This is a genomic window from Streptomyces sp. 184 (assembly GCF_045781775.1).
Lineage (GTDB): Bacteria > Actinomycetota > Actinomycetes > Streptomycetales > Streptomycetaceae > Streptomyces.
In genome coordinates this window covers 5,145,881-5,168,160 of sequence record NZ_CP123230.1, presented here as the reverse complement: position 1 = coordinate 5,168,160, position 22,280 = coordinate 5,145,881, and the positions used below count along the sequence as shown (strand labels likewise).

The following is a 22,280-nucleotide window of genomic DNA, read 5'->3' as shown; positions in this document are numbered from 1 at the left end:
GGGGCGAATCGCACGTGGATACCGTCCGGATCCGATGCGGTGCCTGCGTCGCTCAGACGTTGTGCTTGCGCTGCCAGCCCAGCTCGCGTGTGGCCTTCTCGTTGGAGGCTCGGAGGGTGGTGTCGATCATGAGCGCGCCCAGGTAGGGCACGGCTAGGCGGAGCAGCCGGCCGGGCATCCGGGTCGGCCGCCTGCCGCGCGTGGCCGCGGTGACGGAGGCGACGTGGCCCCACGTCGCCGGCGTGTCGCCGACGATGTTGTACGCCTCCGAGGGACCACCGCGTTCCAGGGCGGCGACGGTGGCCGTGGCGGCGTCCTCGACGTGGATCCAGGACATGACGCCACCGCCGTCGGTGGGCACCGGCAGCGCTCTGGCCTTCCGGCCGGAGGCGTCGAACCAGGTGCCGGGGCCGTACAGCACGCCGTAGCGCAAGGCGATCCCGCCCGCGCCGAGCGCCTGCGCCTCGGTGGCCATAAGCCCTTTGATGACGTGGTCGGCGACACTGCCCGTGCAGCGGGCGAACGGGTCATCCTCGGTGAGCACATGGTCGCCGTGGTCGCGATAGCCGTAACCCGTGACCATCGACTGGGTGAGGAACCGCCGGGCACCGAGTTCTGCGGCGGCCTCCAGGAGGTTGGCGGTACCGGTGACCCGGAGCGCGGTGCTCGGATCGTCCGCGTTCAGCGTGCGCTTCGGCCTGGCGAGCGCGGTCATCTGGTGGATCACCGCGTCTGCGTTCAGTCCTTTCACCGCCTCCAGCAGACCGTCGCGGTCCATGGCGTCCGCGCGCACGGGCCGGCCGCCCGTCTCCTCGACCCTGACGGCGGAGCCCTGGCTGCGGGCCAGTCCCAGCACCTCGTGCCCGGCGTTGACCAGCTCGCGGGTGAGGGGCCGCCCGATTGCTCCGGTGGCGCCGGCAACCAGTACCCGCATCTGCTGCTCCTCGGTGTCTGTATGTCCGTGCTCGAACAAGCCGAATGTATCACTGTACTTATGCAGATACATAAATGGGCGAGGGATCGCCCCGAGTGGGCCCGAGCCTCGATCGGCATGAGCGGGATGTCGTCGCCGCCCGACCGGCGGGCCAGTTCGGCCAGAATCGGCTCGCCGATCAGCTTGCAGATGAAGGGCGTACGCTCCACGATCGGCCCCAGCCGGGCACGGAGCGCGTCGCCCACTTCGGTCGTGCATGACACGAGTTCGCGGATGCGCTCGTCGCGATAGCCGCGCAGCGTCTCCGCCACCGCCGGGTACAGCACGGGCCGGCACTCGCTGCCCAACTCGAAGGCCCGCGCGCGGGCGGCCGCCACCAGGTCGGACCGGCCGCCTAGCAGCCCGACACGGGGCCCCATGACGCCGTACTTGTCCAGCCCCGTGGCTCCCAGGTCCACGCCCAGCCCCAGCGTGCGCGGCTGGCCGAGGACGGCCGGCCCGACCCGGGCGCCGCCCGCGTCGTCGACGACGACGTACGCCCCCCGCGCGTGGCCGGCATCCACGATCTCCCGTATCTCGGTCTCGTCGAGGGCGTCGTAGGTCACGGCCAGCCGCGTCAGCACCACCACGGAGACGTCCTGCTCGCGTTCCAGCGCGGCGCGGAGCCCTGACAGCCCGACCGCCTCGACCGCCCGGCCCCCGGAGTCGTGCACCGAGCGCATCCCCAACTCGCGTACCTGCTCGACGTGCAGCGCCCGTCCACTCGTCGTCGACGAAGTCGGCGTCGTGATCCGGCGACAGGGGCAGACCGCGTTCACCGTGATCCACCGCAGCCTTCCGGCACGCTGCACGTCGAGCGGCTCTTCACCGACCCCTGGTCCCTGCTGCTGCCACCGGACCACGCGCTGTGCGGGCGCGCCGACCCGATCGGTGTCCCAGAGTTGCGCGCGGAGCGCTGGGTGGCGGGCGAGACCTTCACGCACGTCGTCTCGGCACTGTGCAAGGGGGCGGGTTTCGAGCCGGACGTCGTGCACCGCAGCACCGAGTACGCCGTCATCACCACGCTGGTGAGTCTCGGGCACGGCATCGCGGTCATGCCCGTCATTGAGGAACTGGGCCGGCACCTGCCGCCGGTGGTGCTGAAGCGCCTCGATATCTCCGACGAGTGCGAAGGCGTGCTCGCCGTCCTGCGGCGCACCAGCCGGCGGCGCCCCGCCGTCGCGGCGGTCGTCCGGCTGCTGCGTCAGCCCTGGGGCGGTCCGGAGGTGGGGCGGCCACGGTGTTAGGGTAGCGATGTACGTATAGAGATACGTAAATAGGGTGGCGAGAGCATGACGTTCAACATCGCTGGATACATCAACTCCGCGGGCCGGGTGCAGGTCGACGACCTGGACCTCGACGCGTTCGTACGGCATCCGCTGTCTGCCGCGACGCTGCGCTGCCTCCGCTACATGTCGGATGTGGAGAGCCACACCGTCTGCTATCTGCGCGACGTGCTGGTCACGCCGTCACACCGGGACCCCGACGTGACGGCCTTCATGTCCATGTGGGCGTTCGAGGAGTTCTGGCACGGCGAGGCCATCGACGAAGTGCTCCGGCTGCACGGGCTCAAGGCGGACTACGAGCACATCCGTTCCGTCCGCGCGGCCCAGGGTCTGAAGGACCGCATCTCGCCCGTCCTACAGTCTGTCGCCGCGAACACGATCGGCGAGGACTTCGTCGCGGTGCACATGACATGGGGGGCGATCAACGAGTGGTCCGCCCATGCGGCCTACGGGAGCCTCATCGAGAAGGAGGGGCATCCGGAACTCACCAAACTGCTGTCCAGGATCCAGCAGCAGGAGACGCGGCACCTGGCCTTCTACGCCAGTCAGGCGCGGGACCGCCTCGCCCGTTCCAGGCGGGCCAGGGCTCTCACCCGCTGGACGACCCAGCGGTTCTGGGCCCCCGTCGGTTCCACGATCGAGCCCGAGGAGGAGACCCGCTTCGTCCTGCGCCATCTGCTCGGCGACGAAGCGGGCGCCAAGGCGATCCGGCAGATCGACGAGAAGGTCGCCAAGCTGCCGGGCATGGCAGGGCTCACCCTGGTCGAGCGTGGCGTGGCGAGGTTCGGGACAGGGGCCCGGACGCCCGCTGCCGGACCCCGGCGGAAGGGTCGCCCCGCCCCCGGGTGAGCGCCCTGTGGCCCATGCCCGCGATCTTCCCGGCGTCGCCCACCTCGCCCCTGTCGAGCCCGACGAGCGGATGCGGGCCGAGCCGGGCAGTTGCCGGGGTTTTCCGCGCCGGTCGGCTCCGCCCCAAGCGGCGCCCGTACCGCTACCTTTCGCGCCATGCCGGATCCGCCCGCGGGGGCGGAGACGTCACCGCGCTGGTCGCCACCAACGTCGCCGCCCGCGGTATCCACATCGACGACCTCGACCTGGTCGTCAACGTCGACCCGCCCGCCGACCACAAGGACTACCTCCACCGCAGCGGCCGCACCGCCCGCGCCGGCGGGTCGGGCAGCGTCGTGACCCTCGTCCTGCCCGAGCAGCGCCGCGAGATGACCCGCCTGACCACCACCGCGGGCATCACCGCACACGTCGCCCACGTCCAGCCCGGCAGCACGGAACTCGCCCGCATCACCGGCGCCCGCACCCCCTCCGGTGTCCCCGTCACCCCCACCGCACCCGCCGTGCGGCCCGTCAAGCGCAAGAGCACCGGAGGCCGCAACAACCGACGCGGCAACACCGCCCTGACCCAGCGCGCCTCGTCCCTCCGCACCCGCTTCCCGGAGAAGACGACGCCCCGCAGGGCGGCCGCGTAACGCTGCAACACAGCCCGGCTGCCGCACCTGCGAAGGCGGCCGGGCGGCATCGGCCGGGCTCGAAGCCCACGCCGGGCACCGTGGCCCGCGGGCCGTGGCCGGTTCACCTCAACGGCGGATCAGCGACGGCGGGCCCTCCGGCCCCGTGACAGCCTGAGAAGGCGCTGACCAGGTGCGCTACCCGTCGGGCCAACCGATCCACCGGCGGCACAGGAGGAGTCCATGAAGGAGCCCCCGACCGTGCTGCGCGACCCCGCGGCGCCGCCCGCCGCGGCAGGTCACTCCGCCGACAGCCTGCGGCGGGACGGCTTCGCCCGCTACCGCGCCGCGGACCTGGGCCTGGATCCTGCCGCCTACGCCGGCGAGCTGGCCGAGATCGACGAGGTCTACGCCCGGCTTCCGCCCGACCCCTACGCGCCGTCGACCAACCGGTCCCGCCGCTACTCCCACGCCGTGTACCTGCCGTGGACGCGCCGGCTGACCTTCGTACCCGGTGCACCGGACGCCGCGTACGGCACGGTGACCGAGTACTGGCAGGACGACCACAACCCCGAATACCCGCACATGCGGCGCCGGCTGCCCGACATCCCCGCAGCGCAGCAGGGCAACCCCCTGCTGCTGCACCTGATCCACACCGATCTCGCCCAGGCCATGTGGCACGAGGAACTCCAGCACGCACCGCTGTACGTCGGGGTCCACATGATCAAGCTGGCCGTGCACGAGCCCGGGGAGCGAGCCGTGTCCTCTCCCGACTGCCTGCACCAGGACGGCGCTTCCGCCGCCACCTTCACCTTCGCCCACCTGATCGGGTGCACCAACATCCGCGGCGGGGACAACGTCATCGCCGCCCCCGAAGGCGCCGGCCGGCAGCCGGCCGACCTCCCGCCGGACGATCTGTACGCGCGCTTCGCCCTGACGGAGCCCCTGGACGGCTACGCCGTCCACGACCACCGGGTCAGCCACTACGTCGCCCCCGTACACCTCGGCGACGACCCCGGACCCGGCGAACGACGCATCCTGATCATCGGGCTGGCGCCCTACGCCCCCCGGCTCTGAGTCCGTCCACGCGCCGGCCACCGGCGCGATGCCGCGCACCCGCAGTCACACGGCCAGGGCCGCAGCCGCGCCCCCGGCAGCACCGCCCTTCGTCGGGGACACGGAAGAGGTGACCGAAATGGAAACCAGCCGAGGGCACACCGGCCCGGACATCCGGCCGCTCAAGGTCTGGGGCGTGTACCGGCCTCAGGGCGACTCCTTCCTGCTCCAGGACGCCCTGCGGAAGGCGTCGGTGCCCCCCGGGGCCCACGTCCTGGACGTGTGCACCGGAACCGGCCTGATCGCGATGGCCGCGGCCCGCCTCGGCGCATGCCGCGTGCACGCCGTGGACACCTGCTACCGCGCGGTCCTCAGCGCACGCTGGAACGCCTGGCGGCACCGGCTGCCGGTACGCGTCGAGCACGGCGACTTCAGCACCTGCCGGGCCGTCGGCCGCCGCTACGACGTCGTCACCGCCAACCCCCCTTACGTCCCCGGCCCCGACACCGCGGACCCGGAGCACGGGCGCGCCCGGGCCTGGAACGCCGGCCCCGACGGCCGCCGGTACCTGGACAGGCTCTGTGCCATGGCACCCCACCTGCTCACCCCCGACGGCATGATGCTCCTCGTCCACTCCGCCCTGTGCGGACCGCACACCACCCTGCGCCTGCTCGGCGAAGCCGGCCTGAAAGCCTCGGTCGTAGCCCGGCACCGACAGCCCTTCGGCCCCGTCCTCGCCGCCCGCGCCGCGTGGCTGACCGAGCAACGACTCATCGCGCCGGGCCAGAAGGAAGAAGAACTCGTCGTCATCCGCGCCGACCGGACCCCCGGCCACAACTCCGGCTGAGAACGAGGCACATGCCACCAGCCGGCAGGCCGGTGCCGTGCAGCCGCCGTCCTCCGTACGCGCTCCGCCCTGACGGCGCGAGGCCACATGCCGGCGACGGAGACGGGTACTCCGTCGCTGCCGACCTTTACGTCCTGATTGAGGAGGCGCCGTGTCCTGGTGGTCGAAAATGCGCGAACGCCTGGGTGGTGGCTCCGCGGAGCCCCGAGCCGGCACCGCCGAGATTCGTCCGGACAGCCCGGAGGACAGGGGCGGCCGGCCGAAGGACGAGGTGGAGGGCGAGACGGAGGACCTCCACAGCACGACGGGCACGACATCCGACGACGCCCACGTGGGCCGCATCGCCGGCGACGACCCCGGCTACCTGGAGACCGGCGCCGAGAACCGCGCCGCGCCCAAGCCCGACCCGGACGACAAGAACACCTGACCCGCACCCACGCCGGGGGCCGGGGCCGGACGTGGGGCGACGCCAGGACCTGCACGCCCTCGGGTCGTACCGCCGGTGTGGCGGGTGGCGCCGTGCCGGATGGTGCATGGAGCCGAAGCCCCTGTTTCCGCGGGGCGGGTCGGGAAACCCGTAGCGACAGCCGGATCCCTCAGGTGGCGGGCGATGGCGGACAAGGCCAAGCTGGGGAGTGGAACCGGTGAAAGAGCCCGGCTCGACGCGCGCCTCTTGGTGAATCACACGACGGACGGACACCGATGAGTGACGCTTCCCCGCAGGATCCCACCGACAAGTATCCGCGGCCGGACTTCCCCCCGCAGGGGCAGGAGACGCCGGGCTGGACCGGTCCCATGGACCCGCCGCCCGACCACGGTGAGGACTCCTACCGCGGCACCGGCCTGCTGAAGGACCGCGCCGCGGTCCTGACCGGCGGCGACTCCGGAATCGGCCGGGCCGTCGCACTGGCCTACGCCCGCGAGGGCGCGGACGTCCTGTTCACCCACCTGCCGTCGGAGGCCGAGGACGCCGGCCAGACCACCCGCTTGGTCGAGGCTTCCGGCCGCCGGGCCGTCGCGGTCCCGTGCGACATCCGGGAAGAGGAGCAGTGCCGGCGGCTGGTGGAGACGGCGGTCAGCGAGTTCGGGCGGATCGACGTACTGGTCAACAACGCCGCGTATCAGATGTCCCAGCCGGACGGAATCGGGAGCATCAGCACCGAGCAGTTCGATCGCGTTGTACACACCAACCTGTACGGCATGTTCTGGCTGTGCAAGATGGCGGTGCCGCACATTCCCGCGGGCGGATCGATCATCAACACCACCTCCGTGCAGGCTTACAAGCCGAGCCCGCACCTGCTGGACTACGCGATGACCAAGGGCGCGATCGTCACGTTCACCCAGGGCCTGGCGCAGATGCTGATCGGGGACGGCATCCGCGTCAACGCCGTGGCGCCGGGACCGGTGTGGACGCCGCTGATCCCCGCCACGCTGCCGGACACCGAGGAGTTCGGGAAGCAGGCGCCGTTGGGCCGGCCCGCGCAGCCCGCCGAGATCGCCCCCGCCTACGTCTTCCTCGCCTCGGAGCACGCGAGTTTCATCACCGCTGAGATCGTCAACGCCACCGGCGGCACACCGCTGCCCTGACCCCGACGCGCCGACGCCGGCGTGAACCTGCCGCGAACCTGCCGGGTGCGGCCGCGGTCGCCCCGGACGCCTCGCGGGCGCGGTGGACCGTCGTACGACGGCGGGAGACGTCAGGCCGGGGCCACCCGGCCGGGAGGAGGGCCCATGAAACCCCTGCGTGGTCTGTCGGTACTGGTGACGGGGGGCTCCCGGGGCCTCGGGCTGCTGCTGGCCGGGGAGTGCATGGCGCGCGGGTGCGCGGTGACGATCGCGGCCCGCGACCGGGAGGAGCTCGACCGGGCCACGGCGAAGCTGCGCCACGGCGACGCGCAGGGCGCGAACGGCCGAAGCGGTGCCGCCGGCGCCGGCGGCACCTCCCGCGCGGCCGAGACCGCGGCGCGCACGGGCGGTGTCACCGGCCGCGTGTGCGACGTACGGGACCGCGACGCCGTCGGCGAACTCGTCGCCCGCACGGCCGAGGAGCAGCGCGGACTGGACGTCGTGCTCGCGGTTGCCGGCGTCATCCAGGTCGGTCCGGCCGAGGCGGCGGGGGAGGAGGGCTTCCGGGACGCGATGGACACGATGTTCTTCGGTTCGCTCCACACCGCGCTGGCGGCGCTGCCCCTCCTGCGGGACAGCCCCGCGGGCGGGCGGCTCGGGCTGGTCGGCTCGGTCGGCGGACTGATCCCCGTACCGCACATGGTGCCCTATTCGTGCGCGAAGTTCGCCGTCGGGGCGCTCGCACAAGGTCTGCGCGCGGAGCAGGCGGCGCGCGGGGTCAGCGTCACGGCGATCCATCCGGGGCTGATGCGAACCGGGTCCCACGTGCAGGCGGAGTTCGCCGGCGATCCGGAGCGCGAGTACCGGTGGTTCGCCACCCTCGCGGGGACACCGCTGGTGTCCATGAGCGCGGAGCGGGCCGCGGCCCGGATCGTCCGGGCGGTGGAGCGCCGCCGGTCCCGGCTGGTGCTCACGCCCGCGGCCCGGCTGGGCGACAAGGCGTACCGCCTGGCGCCCACGCTGGTGACCGGGGTCAACTCGGCAGCGGCCAGGCTGCTGCCGGCGGCGTCGGCGGACGGCGGCGGGGCGATGGTTTCCGGCGGCCGGATCGAGCGGGGGTCCGGGCGCGGTCGGTCGCGTTGGGAGAAGGCGATCAGCGCCATGAACGACCGCGCCTCGCGCCGCCTGAACGAGACCGGCGGGGCGCCCTGAGGGTACGGGCACGGGGTGCACCGCTCGCGGTGCACCCCGTGCCCGTACGCGGCGGTGGTTCAGTGTTTCAGCGCGACTTTGCCGGCGCCGTAGTGGGCCTGCCGTACGCGGAGGTATCGGGCCTGTGCGCCCTGCCGTGCCCTACGAAGCCGAACGGCCCACGCATCCCCGCGCCCGTCCCGGGTAACCGACGGCCCCGGAGAACGGATGACGCCATCGCCCGCCCCACGGTCACCGACGCACTACCGGACAGGACATCAGACATGGACCACTCGCGCGCCCCCGTCCTCGAAGCACTGGACCACTACCACCAGGAGGGCCGGCTCCCCTTCACCCCGCCCGGCCACAAGCAGGCCCGCGGTGCGGATCCCGAGGTCCGCCGGATTCTCGGGGAGGCGGTCTTCGCCTCGGACGTCCTGGCGGTGAGCGGGCTGGACGACCGGCGCGCCTCGCACGGGGTGCTCAAGGAGGCCGAGGCGCTGATGGCCGACGCCGTACGCGCCGACCACACCTTCTTCTCCACCTGCGGCAGCTCGCTCTCGGTGAAGGCCGCGATGCTGGCGGTGGCAGGACCGCACGAGAAGCTGCTGGTGGGCAGGGACGCGCACAAGTCCGTCGTCTCCGGGCTCATCCTCTCCGGGCTGCGCCCGGTATGGGTCGAGCCGTGCATCGACGAGGAGCGACACCTCGCGCACCCGCCGTCCCCGGCCGCGTACGAACGGGCCTTCGCCGAGCACCCCGACGCCCGCGGCGCGCTGGTGACCAGCCCCACCCCGTACGGCTCGTGCGCGGACCTGGCCGCCCTCGCCGAGATCTGCCACCGGCGCGGCCGGCCCCTGCTGGTCGACGAGGCGTGGGGCGCCCACCTGCCCTTCTCCGACCGGCTGCCGGCCTGGGCGATGGACGCCGGCGCGGACGTATGCGTCACGAGCATCCACAAGATGGGCAGCGGCCTGGAACAGGGCTCGGTGTTCCACCTACAGGGCGACCTCATCGATCCGGCGGTACTGAAGTCCCGCGCCGACCTGCTGGGCACCACCAGCCCGTCGGTCCTCATCTACGCCGGCCTCGACGGCTGGCGGCGGCAGATGATGCTGCGCGGCTCCGGACTGCTCAGCCACGCGCTGGGGCTGGCGGAGACGGTACGCGCGCGGATCGCGGAGATCCCGGGGCTGCGCGTGGACGGACGCGCCGAGTACGTCGACTCGGGGCTCGCCGCCGACGTGGACCCGCTGCCCGTCGTCATCGACCTCGCGGAACTCGGCGTCTCCGGCTACGACGCGGCCGACTGGCTGCACCGGCACCACCGGCTCAACGCCCACCTGGCCGACCACCGCCGCATCAGCACCCAGCTCACCCACGCCGACGACGAGTCGACCACCGCCGCACTGCTGGAGGCGCTACGGGAACTCGCCGCGCACGCCGGGGACCTGCGCCCGCCGGAGCCGGTCGTCGTGCCGTCCGCGGCGGGGCTGCGGACGGAGCAGACCTGTCTGCCGCGCGACGCCTACTTCGGCGAGGTGGAGGACGTCCCGCTCGACCGGGCGGTGGGCCGCGTGGCAGCCGAGATGCTCACGCCCTACCCGCCGGGCATCCCCGTCGCCCTGCCCGGCGAACGGCTGAACCGGTCCGTGCTGGAGTACCTGGACACGGGGATCCGCGCCGGTATGTACCTCCCGGATGCCGCGGACCCGCGTCTGCGCACGGTCCGGGTGCTCGCCGAACGTCCGGCGCCCGGGTCCTCGCCGGAGTCGTGAGCGGGGGCCGTTCGTGGTACGCGCATTGTCGCCGCCGGCATCGCTCGGCGGCATCAATGGTCGCCGCGGGCCCTTCGCCGCCGACCACGCCGACCGTACGCGGCCGGGCGCCGGCGGCGCCGTCACCCCGCCGTCACCCCTCCGACCGGTCCCCGCGGTCCTTGGCGCTGCCGGGCAGCATCTCCTGGACCTTGGCCTTGAGGCCCTGGCGGAGCATGGCGCCGCGGTCGCTGTCGCCCTTGAGCACGGACGCGGCGGCTGCCTCGATCTGGTCGAGCGTCGCGTGCGGCGGGATGGGCGGCACGGCCGGGTCGGTGCGGAAGTCCAGGACGAAGGGCCGGTCGGACGCCAGGGCCTGCGCCCAGGCGTCGGGCACCTGTTCCGGCTTCTCCACCCGCAGACCGCCCAGGCCCAGCGACCGCGCGAAGTCGGCGTAGGCGACGTCGGGCAGCGACTGCGAGGGCAGGAACTGCGGGGCGCCTGACATCGCCCGCATCTCCCAGGTGACCTGGTTGAGGTCCTGGTTGTTGAGCACGGCGACCACCAGGCGCGGGTCGGCCCACTGCTCCCAGTACTTCCGGATGGTGATCAGTTCGGCAAGGCCGTTCATCTGCATCGCGCCGTCCCCGACGAGCGCGATGGCCGGGCGGTCGCCGTGCGCGAACTTCGCCCCGATCGCGTACGGGACGCCGGGGCCCATGGTGGCGAGGGTGCCGGACAGCGAGCCGCGCATCTCACCGCGCAGCCGCAGGTGGCGGGCGTACCAGTTGGCGGCGGAGCCGGAGTCCGCGGCCAGGATCACGTTCTCGGGCAGCAGGTCGTTCAGGGTGTGGACCACGTACTCGGGGTTGACCGGGTCGGCCTCGACCTCGGCCCGCCGCCGCATGACCTGCCACCAGCGGGTGTTCTTCTTCTCGATCTCCTTGCGCCAGGCGTCGTCCTCGGCCGGACGCAGGTGCGGCAGCAGCCGCTGGAGCGTGGTCCGCGCGTCGCCGACGAGGTTGATCTCGAACGGGTAGCGCAGGCCGACCATGTGCGGGTCGATGTCGATCTGCACGGCGCGCGCCTGGCCGAACTCCGGCAGGAACTGGGAGTAGGGAAAGCTGGAGCCGATGACCAGCAGGGTGTCGCAGCCCTGCATCAGCTCGTACGAGGGGCGCGTGCCCAAGAGGCCGATCGCCCCCGTGACGTAGGGGAGTTCGTCATCGAGCACGTCCTTGCCCAGGAGGGCCTTGGCCACGCCGGCACCCAGGCGGTCGGCAACCTCCATGACCTCCCGGCGGGCGCCGCGGGCGCCCTGGCCGACGAGGACGGCCACCTTCCCGCCGTCGTTCAGCAGCTCCGCGGCGCGCTCGATGTCGGGCTCGGCAGGGGCCGGGGCGTAGTCGGACGTGCCCAGGCTGGAGGGCACCATCTTGAAGGCGTGCCCGGGCGGGGAGTAGTCGAGCTCCTGCACGTCCGCCGGGAGGATCACGGCCGTCACGGAGCGGCGGGCCACGGCGGTACGCAGGGCCCGGTCGAGCACGTTGGGCAACTGCTCGGGAACGGTGACCATCTCGCAGAAGTCGGAGGCGACGTCCTTGTAGAGGCTCAGCAGGTCGACCTCCTGCTGGTAGGAGCCGCCCATGGCGCTGCGGTCGGTCTGCCCGACGATCGCGACGACGGGCACGTGGTCGAGCTTGGCGTCGTACAGGCCGTTCAGGAGATGGATGGCACCGGGACCCGAGGTGGCGGCGCACACGCCGACCCTGCCGGAGAACTTCGCGTAGCCGACGGCCTCGAATGCGGACATCTCCTCGTGGCGGGACTGGATGAACCGCGGCTTGTCGTCGGCGCGGCCCCAGGCGGCGAGCAGCCCGTTGATGCCGTCGCCGGGGTAGGCGAAGACGTACTCGACCTCCCACTCGCGCAGGCGCTCCAGGACGTAGTCGGAGACCTTCGTGGACATGGTGATCACCTTCCGGTGGGGCGGCGCGACCCATCCGGCAGACCATCGCTCCTGCCTACGTGGACGAGCCGCAGATCGAGCGAGCCGCAGAACGACGCCGGGCTGAAGCCGGGTGCCCGGCCACGGCATCCGGCGCTCAGCGCCCGAGTGCGCGCTTCAGTTCCGCCTTGTTCATGGACGAGCGGCCACGGATGTTGCGGCGGCGGGCGTCGGCGTAGAGCTGGTCGTAGGTGGGGCCCTGAGGGCCGGAGTGGGAGCGGCGGCCACCTCGCTTCTCCGAGGAGATGTCCTCCGTGGACGTGCGGCTGGCCGTACGGGCCTCGCCCGTGCGGGCGCGCTTCTTGTTGACGGTGCGGGCGGCGATCTCCTTCGCCCGCTTGGTGCCGGCGCCGCGCTTCTTCGCGCCTTCCTTGATGTGCTCGTACTGGCGTTCCCTCTTCGGACTCGATCCGCTGGGCATGGTGACTCCCTGAAGTGCCGACGTTCCGACCACCCCATCGTGTGCCACGCCGCGGGCGCTATCAAACGGGCACATATGGCCCGCCAGGGAGCCGGCCCGGCGGCGGGCGGCGGGAGACGCCGGCGCCGCCTCGTCCTCGCCTTCGCCGCGTACGGCGGCACGGCGGACGCAATTCGGGGAGGGCGGGCGCCTGCGGATCCGACCCGAAACCGCCGGATTTCCCGAGGCGTACAGGGGAACCCGCACCTCCGCAGTTTCGCATCGGGAAGGGATCATCATGGGACACGGCGGAGACGCCATCGAGGAACTGACCACCGACCATCGCGAGGTCGACGACTTCTTCGAGCAGATCCGGAAGGCGCCGCACGGCAGTCACGAGCGCAGGCGGCTGCTGGACCAGTTGACCATCGAACTGGTGCGGCACTCGGTCGCCGAGGAGCAGCATCTCTACCCCGCAGTCCGCGAGCACCTGCCCATGGGCGGGACCATCGCCGACAAGGAACTCGCCGACCACGCCGACGTCGAGCAGATGCTCAAGGACCTGGAGGGCATGGACCCCGAAGACCCGTCCTTCGACCCCGCGGTGGAGAAGCTGCAACGCGAGGTGACCGCCCACATCCACGACGAGGAGACCAACCTCTTCGTCCAACTGCGTGAGGTCTGCGGTGAAGACGCCCTTCAGGAACTGGGCGACAAGATCCGTACGGCGAAGAAGATCTCACCCACCCGCCCGCACCCGTCGACGCCTTCCACCCCGCCGGCCAACAGAATCCTCGACCCCGGCGCCGGCCTGGTCGACCGCGCGCGCGACCTGGTGACCGGCCGCGGGAAGTGACCCGCGACCGCTCCCAGGCCCGCACGCGAGCAACGGCCCCGGGGCACCGCCATGGTGAATCGACCCCCTGGATGAGGGCCGCGGCCAGGCCGTGCCGCCGGGCACCGGTGGACGCCGGCTGCACCGCCGGGCGCGTACCGGAGCCCGGCTGACCTGAGCCGGAGCTTCGGGGCCGTCCCGCCCTACGGGGCGGTGAGGGCGTCGAGCCGGGCGGCGAGGTCGGGGTGGGCGGCGGCCAGGTGGGGGCGGGTGGCGGTCAGGGGGGCGACGAGGTCGGCGGGGTCGTCGTGGGCGAGGGCCGCGTGGAGTTCGGTGAGCGGGCGGTGGGCGGCAGGGGGCAGGTCGGTGAGCGCGGTGATCTGGCCGGCGAGGCGGCGCAGGTCGGCCGCGTTGCGGCGGGCCCGGGCGGCGGTGGTGCGGTCGGCGGCGCGGGCCTGCCGGGTGGCCGTTACGCGCTGTTCGCCGGTGGTGCCGGCGGGTCCGGGACGGCCGCGCAGGTAGCGGCGTTCGGCGGCCTGGCGGCTGGCGACGCCGAGGGGGCGGGCGAGGTCGGCCCAGCTCGCGCCCGCGTCGCGGGCCGACTCGATCAGGCTTGTCTCCCATCCGGCGAGCTGCTCGCGGACCTGCCGCAGCAGCAGAAGCGAGGCCAGGGCCTGCTCCGGGCCCGGCCCGGCGCCGGGGTCGTTGGGGGCATCGTGCCGGGCGCCGCGCAGGGCGTCGTCTATGGCGTCGAGGGCCGCCGCCGCGGCGAGGAACGACACCGGGCTGCCGGTGTCGGTGCTGGGCGGGGACGGCTGGTCGGCCGGGGTCACGGGCACCTCCCGCGGGTTGTCATCAGGTAGACGACATCTTGCTTGTCATCCATTGGATGACATGTTACAACAGTGTCAGTGAGGCGCATTGGCAGTAACTGCCTGAACCTGCTGGAGGTGTATTCACGATGTTGATGCGCACCGACCCCTTCCGTGAGCTGGACCGGCTGGCGCAGCAGCTTATGGGCCCGGGCACCTGGTCGAAGCCGTCGGCGATGCCGATGGACGCCTACCGCGAGGGCGACGAGTACGTGGTGGCCTTCGACCTTCCCGGCGTCTCCGCGGACGCGATCGATATCGACGTCGAGCGGAACATGCTGACGGTCAAGGCCGAGCGGAGGCCGGTGGCGAAGGCCGGCGACGTGCAGATGGAGCTGTCCGAGCGGCCGCTGGGCGTCTTCTCGCGCCAGATCGTGCTGGCCGACACCCTCGACACCGAGCACATCGAGGCCGACTACGACGCGGGCGTGCTGACGCTGCGGATCCCGATCGCCGAGCGCGCCAAGCCCCGCAAGATCTCCGTCGGCGTCGGGACCGGCCGCAAGGAGATCCCCGGCTGACACCGGCCGGACAGGTGCGGAGGACGGGCATCCGATCTCCCCCTCGCCCGCCCTCCGCACCCCGTGGGCAGTCCGAAGGACAAGAAGGGGTGGCGGCCGGGAGGACTCTGCGGCGCGAGGCGTTCCTCGGCCATGTGAAGGAACGCGGCGGGTACGGCACCGCGGAGGAAGCCGAGCACGCCGCCCGTGTGGTGCTCGCCCTCCTCGGCGCGCATCTGGTCGGCGAGGTCCGCGCCCAACTCGCGGCACGCCTGCCGGAGGGCTTCGCCCTGATCCTGTTCCAGCTCCCCGTCGGCTACGACCTCCTCTTCGGTCGCCCCCAGCCCACCTGACCCGTACCGCGGTGCCACACCGGCACCGCCCCACCCTGGCTTGACGAAAGGCATGCACCGCAGTGATCACCGACGTACGCGTACCGCTTGAGCACCGTGAGCCGTACGGGACGGCATACGAACAGATGCTGGAGAAAGTCCGCTACGAAGGCGCCTACCCCACCCGAGAGCGAGCCGACGAGGCCGTCCGCCTGGTCCTTTCGGGGCTGGGACGCCAGCTCACCGGCGACGAACGCGTCGACCTGGCCGCCTGCCTGCCCCTGGAGGCCGCACGAGTCCTGACCGCGCAGATCCCGGACACGCAGCCGCTGACCGGATGGGCCTTCGTCAACGACCTCGCCGTCCGTTCCGGCGCCTCCCTGGCCACCACCCGCTGGGACGCCGGCTCCGTCTTCGCGGCCGTCGCCGCCCAGGTCGGCCCCGACCTGGTCACCCGCATCCTCCACCAACTCCCCACCGGCTACGCGCTGCTGTTCGGCCGGGCCGAACTCACCCCTGCCGCGTAAACGGGCACCCGGCGCCCGGGGCGTGACTCGGCCCGCCCCGGGCGCGCCGACCGCCGGCATCCGCAACCCGCGGTGCGGGGACGCTCTCGACCGTCCGAGATCATCCCCTGGCCCCTGCCGCTTCGGGGCACTCGTGTCCGCGGTCGAGGAGGGCGCTTACGGTCTTGCCGCCTGCCCGGTGGTGCACGGCGGTCGTGCGGGCGAGGCGGTTGACCATGGGCCAGCCGAATCCGCCGGTGCCGTCGTTCAGATCGGGGGTGCGCATGCGCGGCGGCTGCGGGCTGTCGTCGTGGACGGCCACCTCGATGCTGTCCGGGTGTGCGGTCAGCTCCAGGGTGCAGGCGCCGCCGCCGTGGCGCAGGGCGTTGGTGACGAGCTCCGAGACGACCAGGACCACGGTCTCGGCACCCTCGGCCGCCATCGCCGGCCGGAGTCCGCCGAGGAAGTCCCGGGAGCGTGCGCGTGGCCCGGCGACGGACGTGGCGCAGCGGAGGGTCGCGATATCGACGCTCATCGTGTCCATCGGGTCCCCCTGGCGTTGGATCGTCCATGCCCGGTCCTGTCTGTCCGGGCTTGTGCCCCGGTCTGCGGTGCGCAAACCGGGGCACTCCCGCCTTCCCTCACTGACCGAGGTCGATCACCTCATCAACGGGCGCACGAAAATCTATGTCGGCTGGAGTAGACATTGGGCGGCGGCATGGGTATGGTTTCTCTCGTAACCAGAGATCAGTGAGGTCTGGCAGAGACGAACTGCCGACCAGCAGTACCAGCAGTTGCAGTGCGCAGGACGGTGCGGTGGTGGAGTTCCGAAGCCAGGTTGTCGCAGGACGGCGACGGGACTGACGACCGGACCGGGGGGCCCGCAGGATCAAGGGGCCGCCGCAAGCAGTACCGCAGTTCGGAAAAGCAGTTCGCATCACCGGCAGTAGGAAAGTGGCTGATCCCAGAGGGAAGAAACGGAGGAGTCAGACGCCATCAGGATCGCCCGGGCGCACGTCTGAGCCCGGGTACCGCAGGACATCGATAGTGAGGTGGTCTCCGGTCAAGCAACCGCGATCCCCGCGCCCCGACAGCGTCCTGATCGGGTTCGCGCACAGAAGGCCGACGCCGTGTCCGGGTCGGCAGATGGTGTAACTGTCCCTTCGGGGCCCTGGTGCCAGACGGCACCAGGGCCCCTCGACGCACGCCACCCGCGTGTTCCACCCCGACGTATTTCACCAAGAGGTGCGATGACAGCAGATGATTCGTTCGGCCGTCTCGATGACGACGACTATCCCGCTTACACCATGGGCCGGGCCGCAGAACTTCTCGGCACCACCCCGGGCTTCCTCCGCGCCCTCGGCGAGCACCGCCTGATCAACCCCCTGCGCTCCGAAGGCGGCCACCGCCGCTACTCCCGCTACCAACTGCGCATCGCCGCCCGCGCCCGCGAACTCGTCGACCACGGCACCCCCATCGAGGCCGCCTGCCGCATCGTGATCCTGGAAGACCAGCTCGAAGAAGCCCAGCGGATCAACGACGAATACCGCCGCGCCGACGGAACGTCACCCACTTCACCCGCCGCCTGAGACCGCCGGCCCCCCGACCCGCCGGAGCTTACGGCTGCCCACCCACACGTGCTGCCCGGAACGCACAGCGTTCCGGGCAACCTCGTTCTGGCCCCGGGGCCCCGGTCCCCGCAGAGTGCTCCAGCCCCGGATCTGCGAGACCGGCGCCGCCCGGCCACTCGCCCCGTCCCGCCTCCGGCCGCCCCGTCAATCGGCTGTCCCGACCCGTCGGGACAGCCGCCTCGGCGCGCTAGGCGGGTTCCCAGACCACGGCGTCGAAGGCAGCGTACGGTCCGTACTGGTCCGGGAACTCCACCACTGTGAACCGGACGACCCGCCCCTCCTCCGTCAGCCCGCAAAGGACGGTCCCCGCTTCCAGCGGGTGCGTGCCCACGCCCCCCGCAGCGGCCGACTCGGCGCAGTCCGCGTAGCCGGGCGTCCCCTCCTCGTCCCAGGTCGACAACATGGAGCCGCCCAGCACATGGAGTTCCACGATCTCGGTTCCGCCGGTGCCGAAGTCGTTGGATCCGACCGCGTCCCGGGGCGGCGGCGCGTCGAAGTCCTTGCCGCTCCCGTCGAACACCACGTCCCCCCGCCACTGCACCGACGCCCCCGCGGCGGACGACTCCGGGGTGCCCTCCGCGGGGCCGGCGTCCTCCTCGACACCCGCGGGCGTCTCCTCGGGCCGCTCTGCCGACGGCGGAGCGGACGAGGCGGGAGGCGTGCCGGTCGCCCCGCCGTCCCCGGTCTGGGCCGCCACGATCACCCCGGCCGCCCCGATCAGCGCGGTGACGACCGCCGCCCCGGCGCCGATCCACGCGCCCCGGTGCTCTCCGCGCCGGGCACCCGTCTCAGGCTCCTCCCCGGTCATCTCCGCTCCCCTCGTCACCTGTCGGTGTGAGAGAGTACGGCGTCGTGCGCCCGGCCGCGTGGGCGGCACGTGGTTCGTGTCATGTGGCCGCTTTTACGGGCCAGGAGGAAGCCTCTCGGCTCCGTCAGAGGAGTTCCGGCCACCGCAGAACCGGAGTCGAAGCCGGGATCGACCCGCAGCGGTCGGGGACAAGGTGTGTGTCCAGGGGGGGACTTGAACCCCCACGCCCTAATACGGGCACTAGCACCTCAAGCTAGCGCGTCTGCCATTCCGCCACCTGGACCGGTGGTTGCCGCGGGGGCGTGGCCCGTCGCGACGCGGTACACCCTAGCAAACCCGCGGGGCCTCTCGATCACCCCGCGGGTTGGGTCGCAGGGCCCGGCGGGGCAGGATGGGGCGTGGACCCCGAACGTGTCAGGGAGGCATCGTGAGCCAGCCGGAAAACGCAGGTGGCGGCACCGTCGAGCGCGCGGAGAGCGAGGTCGTCGACCTCTGCCGGGAGCTGATCCGGATCGACACCAGCAACTACGGCGACCACTCCGGGCCGGGGGAGCGGACGGCCGCGGAGTACGTGGCGGAGAAGCTGGCCGAGGTCGGGCTGGAGCCGGAGATCTTCGAGTCGCACCCCGGGCGGGCGTCGACCGTCGCGCGGATCGAGGGCGAGGACCCCTCGCGGCCCGCGCTCCTCATCCACGGGCACCTCGACGTCGTGCCGGCCAACGCCGCGGACTGGACCCACGACCCCTTCTCCGGCGAGGTCGCCGACGACTGCGTCTGGGGACGGGGGGCGGTGGACATGAAGGACATGGACGCCATGACCCTCGCCGTCGTACGCGAGCGGCTGCGCACCGGGCGCAAGCCTCCGCGCGACGTCGTGCTGGCCTTCCTCGCCGACGAGGAGGCCGGCGGGCTCTACGGGGCCCGGCACCTCGTGGACACGAAGCCCGAGCTGTTCGAGGGCGTGACCGAGGCCATCGGCGAGGTCGGCGGCTTCTCGTTCACCGTGAACGAGGACGTGCGGCTGTATCTCATCGAGACCGCGCAGAAGGGCATGCACTGGATGCGCCTGACGGTCGACGGGACCGCCGGGCACGGCTCGATGACCAACCGCGACAACGCCATCACCGAGCTGTCCGAGGCCGTGGCCCGGCTGGGGCGGCACGAGTTCCCCGTGCGGCTGACCAAGTCCGTACGCGGCTTCCTCGACGAACTCGGCGACGCCCTCGGCGTCGAGCTGGACCCCGGGGACATGGACGCCACGCTGGCCCGGCTCGGCGGCATCGCGAAGATCATCGGCGCCACCCTCCGCAACACCGCCAACCCCACCATGCTCGGCTCCGGCTACAAGGTGAACGTGATCCCCGGGCAGGCCACGGCGCACGTCGACGGCCGCTTCCTGCCGGGGCACGAGGAGGAGTTCCTCGCCGACCTCGACCGCATCCTCGGGCCCCGGGTGCGGCGCGAGGACGTGCACGCCGACAAGGCGCTGGAGACCACCTTCGACGGGGCGCTGGTCGAGGCCATGGCGTCGGCGCTGAAGGCGGAGGACCCGATCGCCCGCGCCGTGCCGTACTGCCTCTCCGGCGGCACCGACGCCAAGTCCTTCGACGACCTCGGCATCCGCTGCTTCGGCTTCGCGCCGCTCCAGCTCCCGCCGGAGCTGGACTTCGCCGGGATGTTCCACGGCGTCGACGAGCGGGTACCGGTTGCGGGTCTGAAGTTCGGCGTCCGGGTGCTGGACCGGTTCCTCGACGCCTGCTGAGCTGGGGTTTCTCCCTTACGGAGGCGCAGTGGTGCGCGGGTGGCGTATGCCGTCGAATCGGCCACCTGTACTAATCGGACTGAATCGGGTGAATGGCACGATAAGCGCGTAGCTCGATACCTACCTCGTCGTTGCATTGGGTGCGGTCCGCTGCTGGGACCGCACCGTCAATGAGGAGGAAGAATGATCAAGAAGGTTGTCGCCGCGGCGGCCGCCACGGGCGGTCTCGTGCTCGCGGGCGCAGGCGTTGCCGTCGCCGACTCGGGTGCTCAGGGTGCTGCCGTGAACTCGCCGGGCATCATCTCCGGCAACGTCGTGCAGGTCCCGGTTCACATCCCCGTGAACGCCTGCGGCAACACCGTGAACGTGATCGGTCTGCTGAACCCGGCGTTCGGCAACACCTGCGTCAACAAGTGACGCAGAACCTCCCGTAAGGGTGTGACCGGACGGCCCCGGAGCGCAGCAGCGTTCCGGGGCCGGACGGGCTTTTGGACGAGTGGGACGGGGACGGCCCGCCCGCTCGCGTACTCAGAGCTCAGAAGGCAGGAAAGACCCATGCGACATGTCGCAAGGAAGGGCCTGTTCACCATCGCCGCCGCGGGCGGCATGCTGGTCGCCGCAGGCGCCGCTGCCGCGCAGGCGGACGCGGGCGCCCAGGGCGCCGCACAGAACTCCCCCGGCATCGGCTCCGGTAACACGGTGCAGGTGCCGGTGCACGTTCCGGTGAACGCGTGCGGCAACACGGTGAACGTCGGCGGGCTGCTCAACCCCGCGTACGGCAACACGTGCGTCAACGACGGCGGGGGCACGAAGGCCGGCGCCGGCGGCCAGACCGGCGGGAACACCTCGGGCGGCGGCGCGCACGCCCAGGGCCAGTCGTCGCAGTCCCCCGGCGTGCTCTCCGGCAACACGGTGCAGGCGCCCGTGGACGTACCGGTGAACGCGTGCGGCAACTCCGCCAACGTCGTCGGCGTCGGCAACGCCGTCTTCGGCAACGAGTGCGGCAACGGTGCCACCCCGGACACCCCGAAGCCGCCCAGGCCCGAGGAGCCGCCGACGCCCGAGGAGCCGGACCGGCCCGACCGGCCGGACCGCCCCGACGTGCCGGACACCCCCGAGCGGCCCGACACCCCGGACCGGCCGGACGAGCCGAAGGAGCGGGCGCACATCCCGCCGAACCACGAGACGCACGCCGGTGCGCCCGTCCCCGGCGAGGAGCAGCTCGCGGAGACCGGCTCCGGCGTCCCGCTGGGGATCCTCGTCCCGATCAGCGGCGGCCTGCTGCTGGGCGGCGCGGTCCTCTACCGCCGCGCTCGCGCCTCGGCGGCCTGATCAAGTAGCCGACGGCAGGGGCGGGTCCGGTCAGCCGGACCCGCCCCTCCGCCGTCTCCCGCCCGGCCCGGCCGCCTGGCGCCGGGTTGCCCGACGCCCCCGATCCGCAGGTCAGCGGCCTGGTCCGGGCTACGGTCAGGAATCCGCCGGGCTCACCACGTAGCCCGTACCTGTCTGATGATCCGGCGCCGCAGCCGCGCCCTGCGGCTGCCGTCGGGGTACAGCCGGAGCCGGTGCAACTCCCAGTGCCCGTACTCCGCTTGGTCGGTCAGCAGCCTCGCCGCAGCGGCCCGTGAGACTCCCCGCGGCACATAGACATCACGAAACTCGTATTCCGGCATCGCATCCATTGTGCGGAAAGTGCCTCGCTCCGGATAGCGTCTGCACTATGTCTGATGCTGCGCAGCCTACGGCTGCCGAGGTACGCGCCGCCGCGTCGGTGCTGAAAGCCGCGATCGACCGCCACCTCGAAGCGGTCGAGCGCCGGTCGGGCGAGGAGGGCTCTGCCGTCTATGCCGCCTTCGAGGAGCTGGCAGCGGCAGCCGAGGCGTACGACGAGGTGTTGTACGAGGTCCACGACGAGGTGACCCCGTTCGAGATCCCCAGCAGCGACACGCTGCCCGCCTACACCGGGCCCGACGAGCCGGGGGCGCTCAGCGTCCTCATCCGCCGGGACTACGCCGTGGCGGAGCCGCACCGGCTGCTGGCCCAGGCGCAGCGCATCGCCGACCTCGACCCGGATGTCGCGGGCGGCGAGGACGCCGAGGAGCGGGAGGCCGTGGGCACCAGCCTGACGGCCGCGGTCGGGGTGCTCTTCGGCGAGTTCGAACCGGACGAGATCGCCACGCGGCACCGGGAGTTCGGCCTCTCGGAGGGCGACTCCGCGGTGTGGGTGGGGGCGGCGGAGGAGCCGGCGGAGCCGGGGGAGTGGCTGTCGGCGCCGTTCGACCAGGTCGACCCCGAGCTGGTCATCTGCCGCTTCGACGTCAGCGCGTCGTTCGAGGACGAGCTGGACTTCGACGCGGAGGACGACGCGGACATCGAGGACGAGCGCGTGGACAGCGTGGTGCGGTCGGACGACGAGGTGGTCGACGCGCTCGACGAGCTGGACGACGGCGACGACGAGCTGGAGCGCGTGGACACCGGCCGCTGAGGTGG

Annotated in this window: 25 protein-coding genes, 1 tRNA gene and 1 pseudogene; 19 read left to right on the top strand and 8 right to left on the bottom strand. The window is 72.2% G+C overall.

The features are described 5' to 3' along the window. Nucleotides 1-52 precede the first annotated feature (52 nt). The gene (locus QBL21_RS21805) at nt 53-934 is read right to left on the bottom strand and encodes an NAD-dependent epimerase/dehydratase family protein (protein WP_407563910.1); all 882 of its coding nucleotides are present in this window, start codon (nt 932-934) and stop codon (nt 53-55) included. A 548-nt stretch (nt 935-1,482) separates the two neighbouring features. Between QBL21_RS21805 and QBL21_RS21800 the strand changes: the two genes are divergently transcribed. The 10 genes and pseudogenes from QBL21_RS21800 (at nt 1,483) to QBL21_RS21755 (ending at nt 10,157) form a co-directional block, all read left to right on the top strand. Beyond that, nucleotides 1,483-1,605, top strand: a complete 123-nt coding sequence (locus QBL21_RS21800; RefSeq protein ID WP_407563909.1) for a hypothetical protein — start codon at nt 1,483-1,485, stop codon at nt 1,603-1,605. 36 nt (nt 1,606-1,641) lie between these two features. After that, complete coding sequence (locus tag QBL21_RS21795; RefSeq protein WP_407563908.1) at nt 1,642-2,220, top strand: LysR substrate-binding domain-containing protein; 579 nt, start codon at nt 1,642-1,644, stop codon at nt 2,218-2,220. A gap of 45 nt (nt 2,221-2,265) precedes the next feature. After that, the gene (locus QBL21_RS21790; protein WP_407563907.1) at nt 2,266-3,108 is read left to right on the top strand and encodes a ferritin-like domain-containing protein; all 843 of its coding nucleotides are present in this window, start codon (nt 2,266-2,268) and stop codon (nt 3,106-3,108) included. Nucleotides 3,109-3,287: 179 nt separating this feature from the next. Beyond that, nucleotides 3,288-3,740: pseudogene (locus QBL21_RS21785) on the top strand (helicase-related protein); the annotation flags it as partial. A gap of 222 nt (nt 3,741-3,962) precedes the next feature. After that, a complete protein-coding gene (locus tag QBL21_RS21780; protein WP_407563906.1) occupies nt 3,963-4,796 on the top strand; it encodes a 2OG-Fe dioxygenase family protein in 834 nt (277 codons plus the stop codon). A 118-nt stretch (nt 4,797-4,914) separates the two neighbouring features. Beyond that, a complete protein-coding gene (locus QBL21_RS21775; RefSeq protein ID WP_407563905.1) occupies nt 4,915-5,622 on the top strand; it encodes a HemK2/MTQ2 family protein methyltransferase in 708 nt (235 codons plus the stop codon). 169 nt (nt 5,623-5,791) lie between these two features. Further along, nucleotides 5,792-6,049 carry a hypothetical protein gene (locus tag QBL21_RS21770; RefSeq protein WP_407563904.1) on the top strand — a complete coding sequence of 86 codons (258 nt, stop codon included), beginning with the start codon at nt 5,792-5,794 and terminating at the stop codon, nt 6,047-6,049. A 275-nt stretch (nt 6,050-6,324) separates the two neighbouring features. Further along, a complete protein-coding gene (locus QBL21_RS21765) occupies nt 6,325-7,209 on the top strand; it encodes an SDR family oxidoreductase (protein WP_407563903.1) in 885 nt (294 codons plus the stop codon). 144 nt (nt 7,210-7,353) lie between these two features. Further along, a complete protein-coding gene (locus QBL21_RS21760) occupies nt 7,354-8,400 on the top strand; it encodes an SDR family NAD(P)-dependent oxidoreductase (RefSeq protein ID WP_407563902.1) in 1,047 nt (348 codons plus the stop codon). 263 nt (nt 8,401-8,663) lie between these two features. After that, nucleotides 8,664-10,157, top strand: a complete 1,494-nt coding sequence (locus QBL21_RS21755; RefSeq protein WP_407563901.1) for an aminotransferase class I/II-fold pyridoxal phosphate-dependent enzyme — start codon at nt 8,664-8,666, stop codon at nt 10,155-10,157. A 133-nt stretch (nt 10,158-10,290) separates the two neighbouring features. Here QBL21_RS21755 and QBL21_RS21750 read toward each other — a convergent pair whose 3' ends face one another. Both QBL21_RS21750 and QBL21_RS21745 read right to left on the bottom strand, forming a co-directional pair. Next, the gene (locus QBL21_RS21750; RefSeq protein WP_407563900.1) at nt 10,291-12,105 is read right to left on the bottom strand and encodes a thiamine pyrophosphate-requiring protein; all 1,815 of its coding nucleotides are present in this window, start codon (nt 12,103-12,105) and stop codon (nt 10,291-10,293) included. Nucleotides 12,106-12,241: 136 nt separating this feature from the next. Next, nucleotides 12,242-12,565, bottom strand: coding sequence for a plasmid stabilization protein (locus tag QBL21_RS21745; protein WP_407563899.1), 324 nt, complete (start codon nt 12,563-12,565; stop codon nt 12,242-12,244). A gap of 277 nt (nt 12,566-12,842) precedes the next feature. Here QBL21_RS21745 and QBL21_RS21740 point away from each other — a divergent pair, with 277 nt between their 5' ends. Then, nucleotides 12,843-13,400 (top strand): hemerythrin domain-containing protein, encoded by a 558-nt coding sequence (locus tag QBL21_RS21740; protein ID WP_407563898.1) that lies wholly within the window; start codon nt 12,843-12,845, stop codon nt 13,398-13,400. Between the two features lie 182 nt (nt 13,401-13,582). Here the strand turns inward: QBL21_RS21740 and QBL21_RS21735 are convergent, their stop codons facing one another. Further along, nucleotides 13,583-14,212, bottom strand: coding sequence for a type III effector protein (locus QBL21_RS21735; RefSeq protein ID WP_407563897.1), 630 nt, complete (start codon nt 14,210-14,212; stop codon nt 13,583-13,585). 128 nt (nt 14,213-14,340) lie between these two features. On the opposite strand from QBL21_RS21735, the gene QBL21_RS21730 reads away from it, so the two are divergent. The 3 genes from QBL21_RS21730 to QBL21_RS21720 all read left to right on the top strand — a co-directional run bounded on the left by QBL21_RS21730 (nt 14,341) and on the right by QBL21_RS21720 (nt 15,610). Next, nucleotides 14,341-14,772, top strand: a complete 432-nt coding sequence (locus tag QBL21_RS21730; RefSeq protein ID WP_407563896.1) for an Hsp20/alpha crystallin family protein — start codon at nt 14,341-14,343, stop codon at nt 14,770-14,772. Between the two features lie 89 nt (nt 14,773-14,861). Next, the gene (locus tag QBL21_RS21725) at nt 14,862-15,104 is read left to right on the top strand and encodes a DUF2267 domain-containing protein (RefSeq protein WP_407563895.1); all 243 of its coding nucleotides are present in this window, start codon (nt 14,862-14,864) and stop codon (nt 15,102-15,104) included. Nucleotides 15,105-15,166: 62 nt separating this feature from the next. Next, nucleotides 15,167-15,610 (top strand): DUF2267 domain-containing protein, encoded by a 444-nt coding sequence (locus QBL21_RS21720; protein ID WP_407563894.1) that lies wholly within the window; start codon nt 15,167-15,169, stop codon nt 15,608-15,610. Nucleotides 15,611-15,710: 100 nt separating this feature from the next. Here the strand turns inward: QBL21_RS21720 and QBL21_RS21715 are convergent, their stop codons facing one another. Further along, nucleotides 15,711-16,133, bottom strand: a complete 423-nt coding sequence (locus QBL21_RS21715) for an ATP-binding protein (protein WP_407563893.1) — start codon at nt 16,131-16,133, stop codon at nt 15,711-15,713. A 706-nt stretch (nt 16,134-16,839) separates the two neighbouring features. Between QBL21_RS21715 and QBL21_RS21710 the strand changes: the two genes are divergently transcribed. Then, nucleotides 16,840-17,178: a helix-turn-helix domain-containing protein gene (locus QBL21_RS21710; protein ID WP_407563892.1), complete on the top strand. Its 339-nt coding sequence runs from the start codon at nt 16,840-16,842 to the stop codon at nt 17,176-17,178. Between the two features lie 229 nt (nt 17,179-17,407). Here QBL21_RS21710 and QBL21_RS21705 read toward each other — a convergent pair whose 3' ends face one another. Continuing rightward, a complete protein-coding gene (locus QBL21_RS21705) occupies nt 17,408-18,028 on the bottom strand; it encodes a hypothetical protein (protein WP_407563891.1) in 621 nt (206 codons plus the stop codon). A gap of 198 nt (nt 18,029-18,226) precedes the next feature. Then, nucleotides 18,227-18,311, bottom strand: a tRNA-Leu gene (locus QBL21_RS21700). A gap of 144 nt (nt 18,312-18,455) precedes the next feature. Between QBL21_RS21700 and QBL21_RS21695 the strand changes: the two genes are divergently transcribed. The 3 genes from QBL21_RS21695 to QBL21_RS21685 all read left to right on the top strand — a co-directional run bounded on the left by QBL21_RS21695 (nt 18,456) and on the right by QBL21_RS21685 (nt 21,122). After that, nucleotides 18,456-19,790 carry a M20/M25/M40 family metallo-hydrolase gene (locus QBL21_RS21695; protein WP_407563890.1) on the top strand — a complete coding sequence of 445 codons (1,335 nt, stop codon included), beginning with the start codon at nt 18,456-18,458 and terminating at the stop codon, nt 19,788-19,790. Nucleotides 19,791-19,973: 183 nt separating this feature from the next. After that, complete coding sequence (gene chpH / locus QBL21_RS21690; RefSeq protein WP_407563889.1) at nt 19,974-20,207, top strand: chaplin ChpH; 234 nt, start codon at nt 19,974-19,976, stop codon at nt 20,205-20,207. 138 nt (nt 20,208-20,345) lie between these two features. Then, a complete protein-coding gene (locus QBL21_RS21685; protein ID WP_407563888.1) occupies nt 20,346-21,122 on the top strand; it encodes a chaplin in 777 nt (258 codons plus the stop codon). Nucleotides 21,123-21,274: 152 nt separating this feature from the next. Here the strand turns inward: QBL21_RS21685 and QBL21_RS21680 are convergent, their stop codons facing one another. Then, nucleotides 21,275-21,463, bottom strand: coding sequence for a DUF5703 family protein (locus QBL21_RS21680; RefSeq protein ID WP_026276372.1), 189 nt, complete (start codon nt 21,461-21,463; stop codon nt 21,275-21,277). Nucleotides 21,464-21,510: 47 nt separating this feature from the next. Here QBL21_RS21680 and QBL21_RS21675 point away from each other — a divergent pair, with 47 nt between their 5' ends. Continuing rightward, on the top strand, nt 21,511-22,275 hold the full coding sequence (locus QBL21_RS21675) for a hypothetical protein (protein WP_407563887.1): 765 nt from the start codon (nt 21,511-21,513) through the stop codon (nt 22,273-22,275). Nucleotides 22,276-22,280 lie beyond the last annotated feature (5 nt).

What these genes read in the sequence shown, in the direction of transcription:
- QBL21_RS21805 (WP_407563910.1), bottom strand. Translation starts at nt 934, where the DNA reads ATGCGGGTACTGGTTGCCGGCGCCACCGGAGCAATCGGGCGGCCCCTC.
- QBL21_RS21790 (WP_407563907.1), top strand. Translation starts at nt 2,266, where the DNA reads ATGACGTTCAACATCGCTGGATACATCAACTCCGCGGGCCGGGTGCAG.
- QBL21_RS21780 (WP_407563906.1), top strand. Translation starts at nt 3,963, where the DNA reads ATGAAGGAGCCCCCGACCGTGCTGCGCGACCCCGCGGCGCCGCCCGCC.
- QBL21_RS21775 (WP_407563905.1), top strand. Translation starts at nt 4,915, where the DNA reads ATGGAAACCAGCCGAGGGCACACCGGCCCGGACATCCGGCCGCTCAAG.
- QBL21_RS21770 (WP_407563904.1), top strand. Translation starts at nt 5,792, where the DNA reads ATGCGCGAACGCCTGGGTGGTGGCTCCGCGGAGCCCCGAGCCGGCACC.
- QBL21_RS21765 (WP_407563903.1), top strand. Translation starts at nt 6,325, where the DNA reads ATGAGTGACGCTTCCCCGCAGGATCCCACCGACAAGTATCCGCGGCCG.
- QBL21_RS21760 (WP_407563902.1), top strand. Translation starts at nt 7,354, where the DNA reads ATGAAACCCCTGCGTGGTCTGTCGGTACTGGTGACGGGGGGCTCCCGG.
- QBL21_RS21755 (WP_407563901.1), top strand. Translation starts at nt 8,664, where the DNA reads ATGGACCACTCGCGCGCCCCCGTCCTCGAAGCACTGGACCACTACCAC.
- QBL21_RS21750 (WP_407563900.1), bottom strand. Translation starts at nt 12,105, where the DNA reads ATGTCCACGAAGGTCTCCGACTACGTCCTGGAGCGCCTGCGCGAGTGG.
- QBL21_RS21745 (WP_407563899.1), bottom strand. Translation starts at nt 12,565, where the DNA reads ATGCCCAGCGGATCGAGTCCGAAGAGGGAACGCCAGTACGAGCACATC.
- QBL21_RS21740 (WP_407563898.1), top strand. Translation starts at nt 12,843, where the DNA reads ATGGGACACGGCGGAGACGCCATCGAGGAACTGACCACCGACCATCGC.
- QBL21_RS21730 (WP_407563896.1), top strand. Translation starts at nt 14,341, where the DNA reads ATGTTGATGCGCACCGACCCCTTCCGTGAGCTGGACCGGCTGGCGCAG.
- QBL21_RS21715 (WP_407563893.1), bottom strand. Translation starts at nt 16,133, where the DNA reads ATGGACACGATGAGCGTCGATATCGCGACCCTCCGCTGCGCCACGTCC.
- QBL21_RS21710 (WP_407563892.1), top strand. Translation starts at nt 16,840, where the DNA reads ATGACAGCAGATGATTCGTTCGGCCGTCTCGATGACGACGACTATCCC.
- QBL21_RS21705 (WP_407563891.1), bottom strand. Translation starts at nt 18,028, where the DNA reads ATGACCGGGGAGGAGCCTGAGACGGGTGCCCGGCGCGGAGAGCACCGG.
- chpH (WP_407563889.1), top strand. Translation starts at nt 19,974, where the DNA reads ATGATCAAGAAGGTTGTCGCCGCGGCGGCCGCCACGGGCGGTCTCGTG.
- QBL21_RS21685 (WP_407563888.1), top strand. Translation starts at nt 20,346, where the DNA reads ATGCGACATGTCGCAAGGAAGGGCCTGTTCACCATCGCCGCCGCGGGC.
- QBL21_RS21680 (WP_026276372.1), bottom strand. Translation starts at nt 21,463, where the DNA reads ATGCCGGAATACGAGTTTCGTGATGTCTATGTGCCGCGGGGAGTCTCA.
- QBL21_RS21675 (WP_407563887.1), top strand. Translation starts at nt 21,511, where the DNA reads ATGTCTGATGCTGCGCAGCCTACGGCTGCCGAGGTACGCGCCGCCGCG.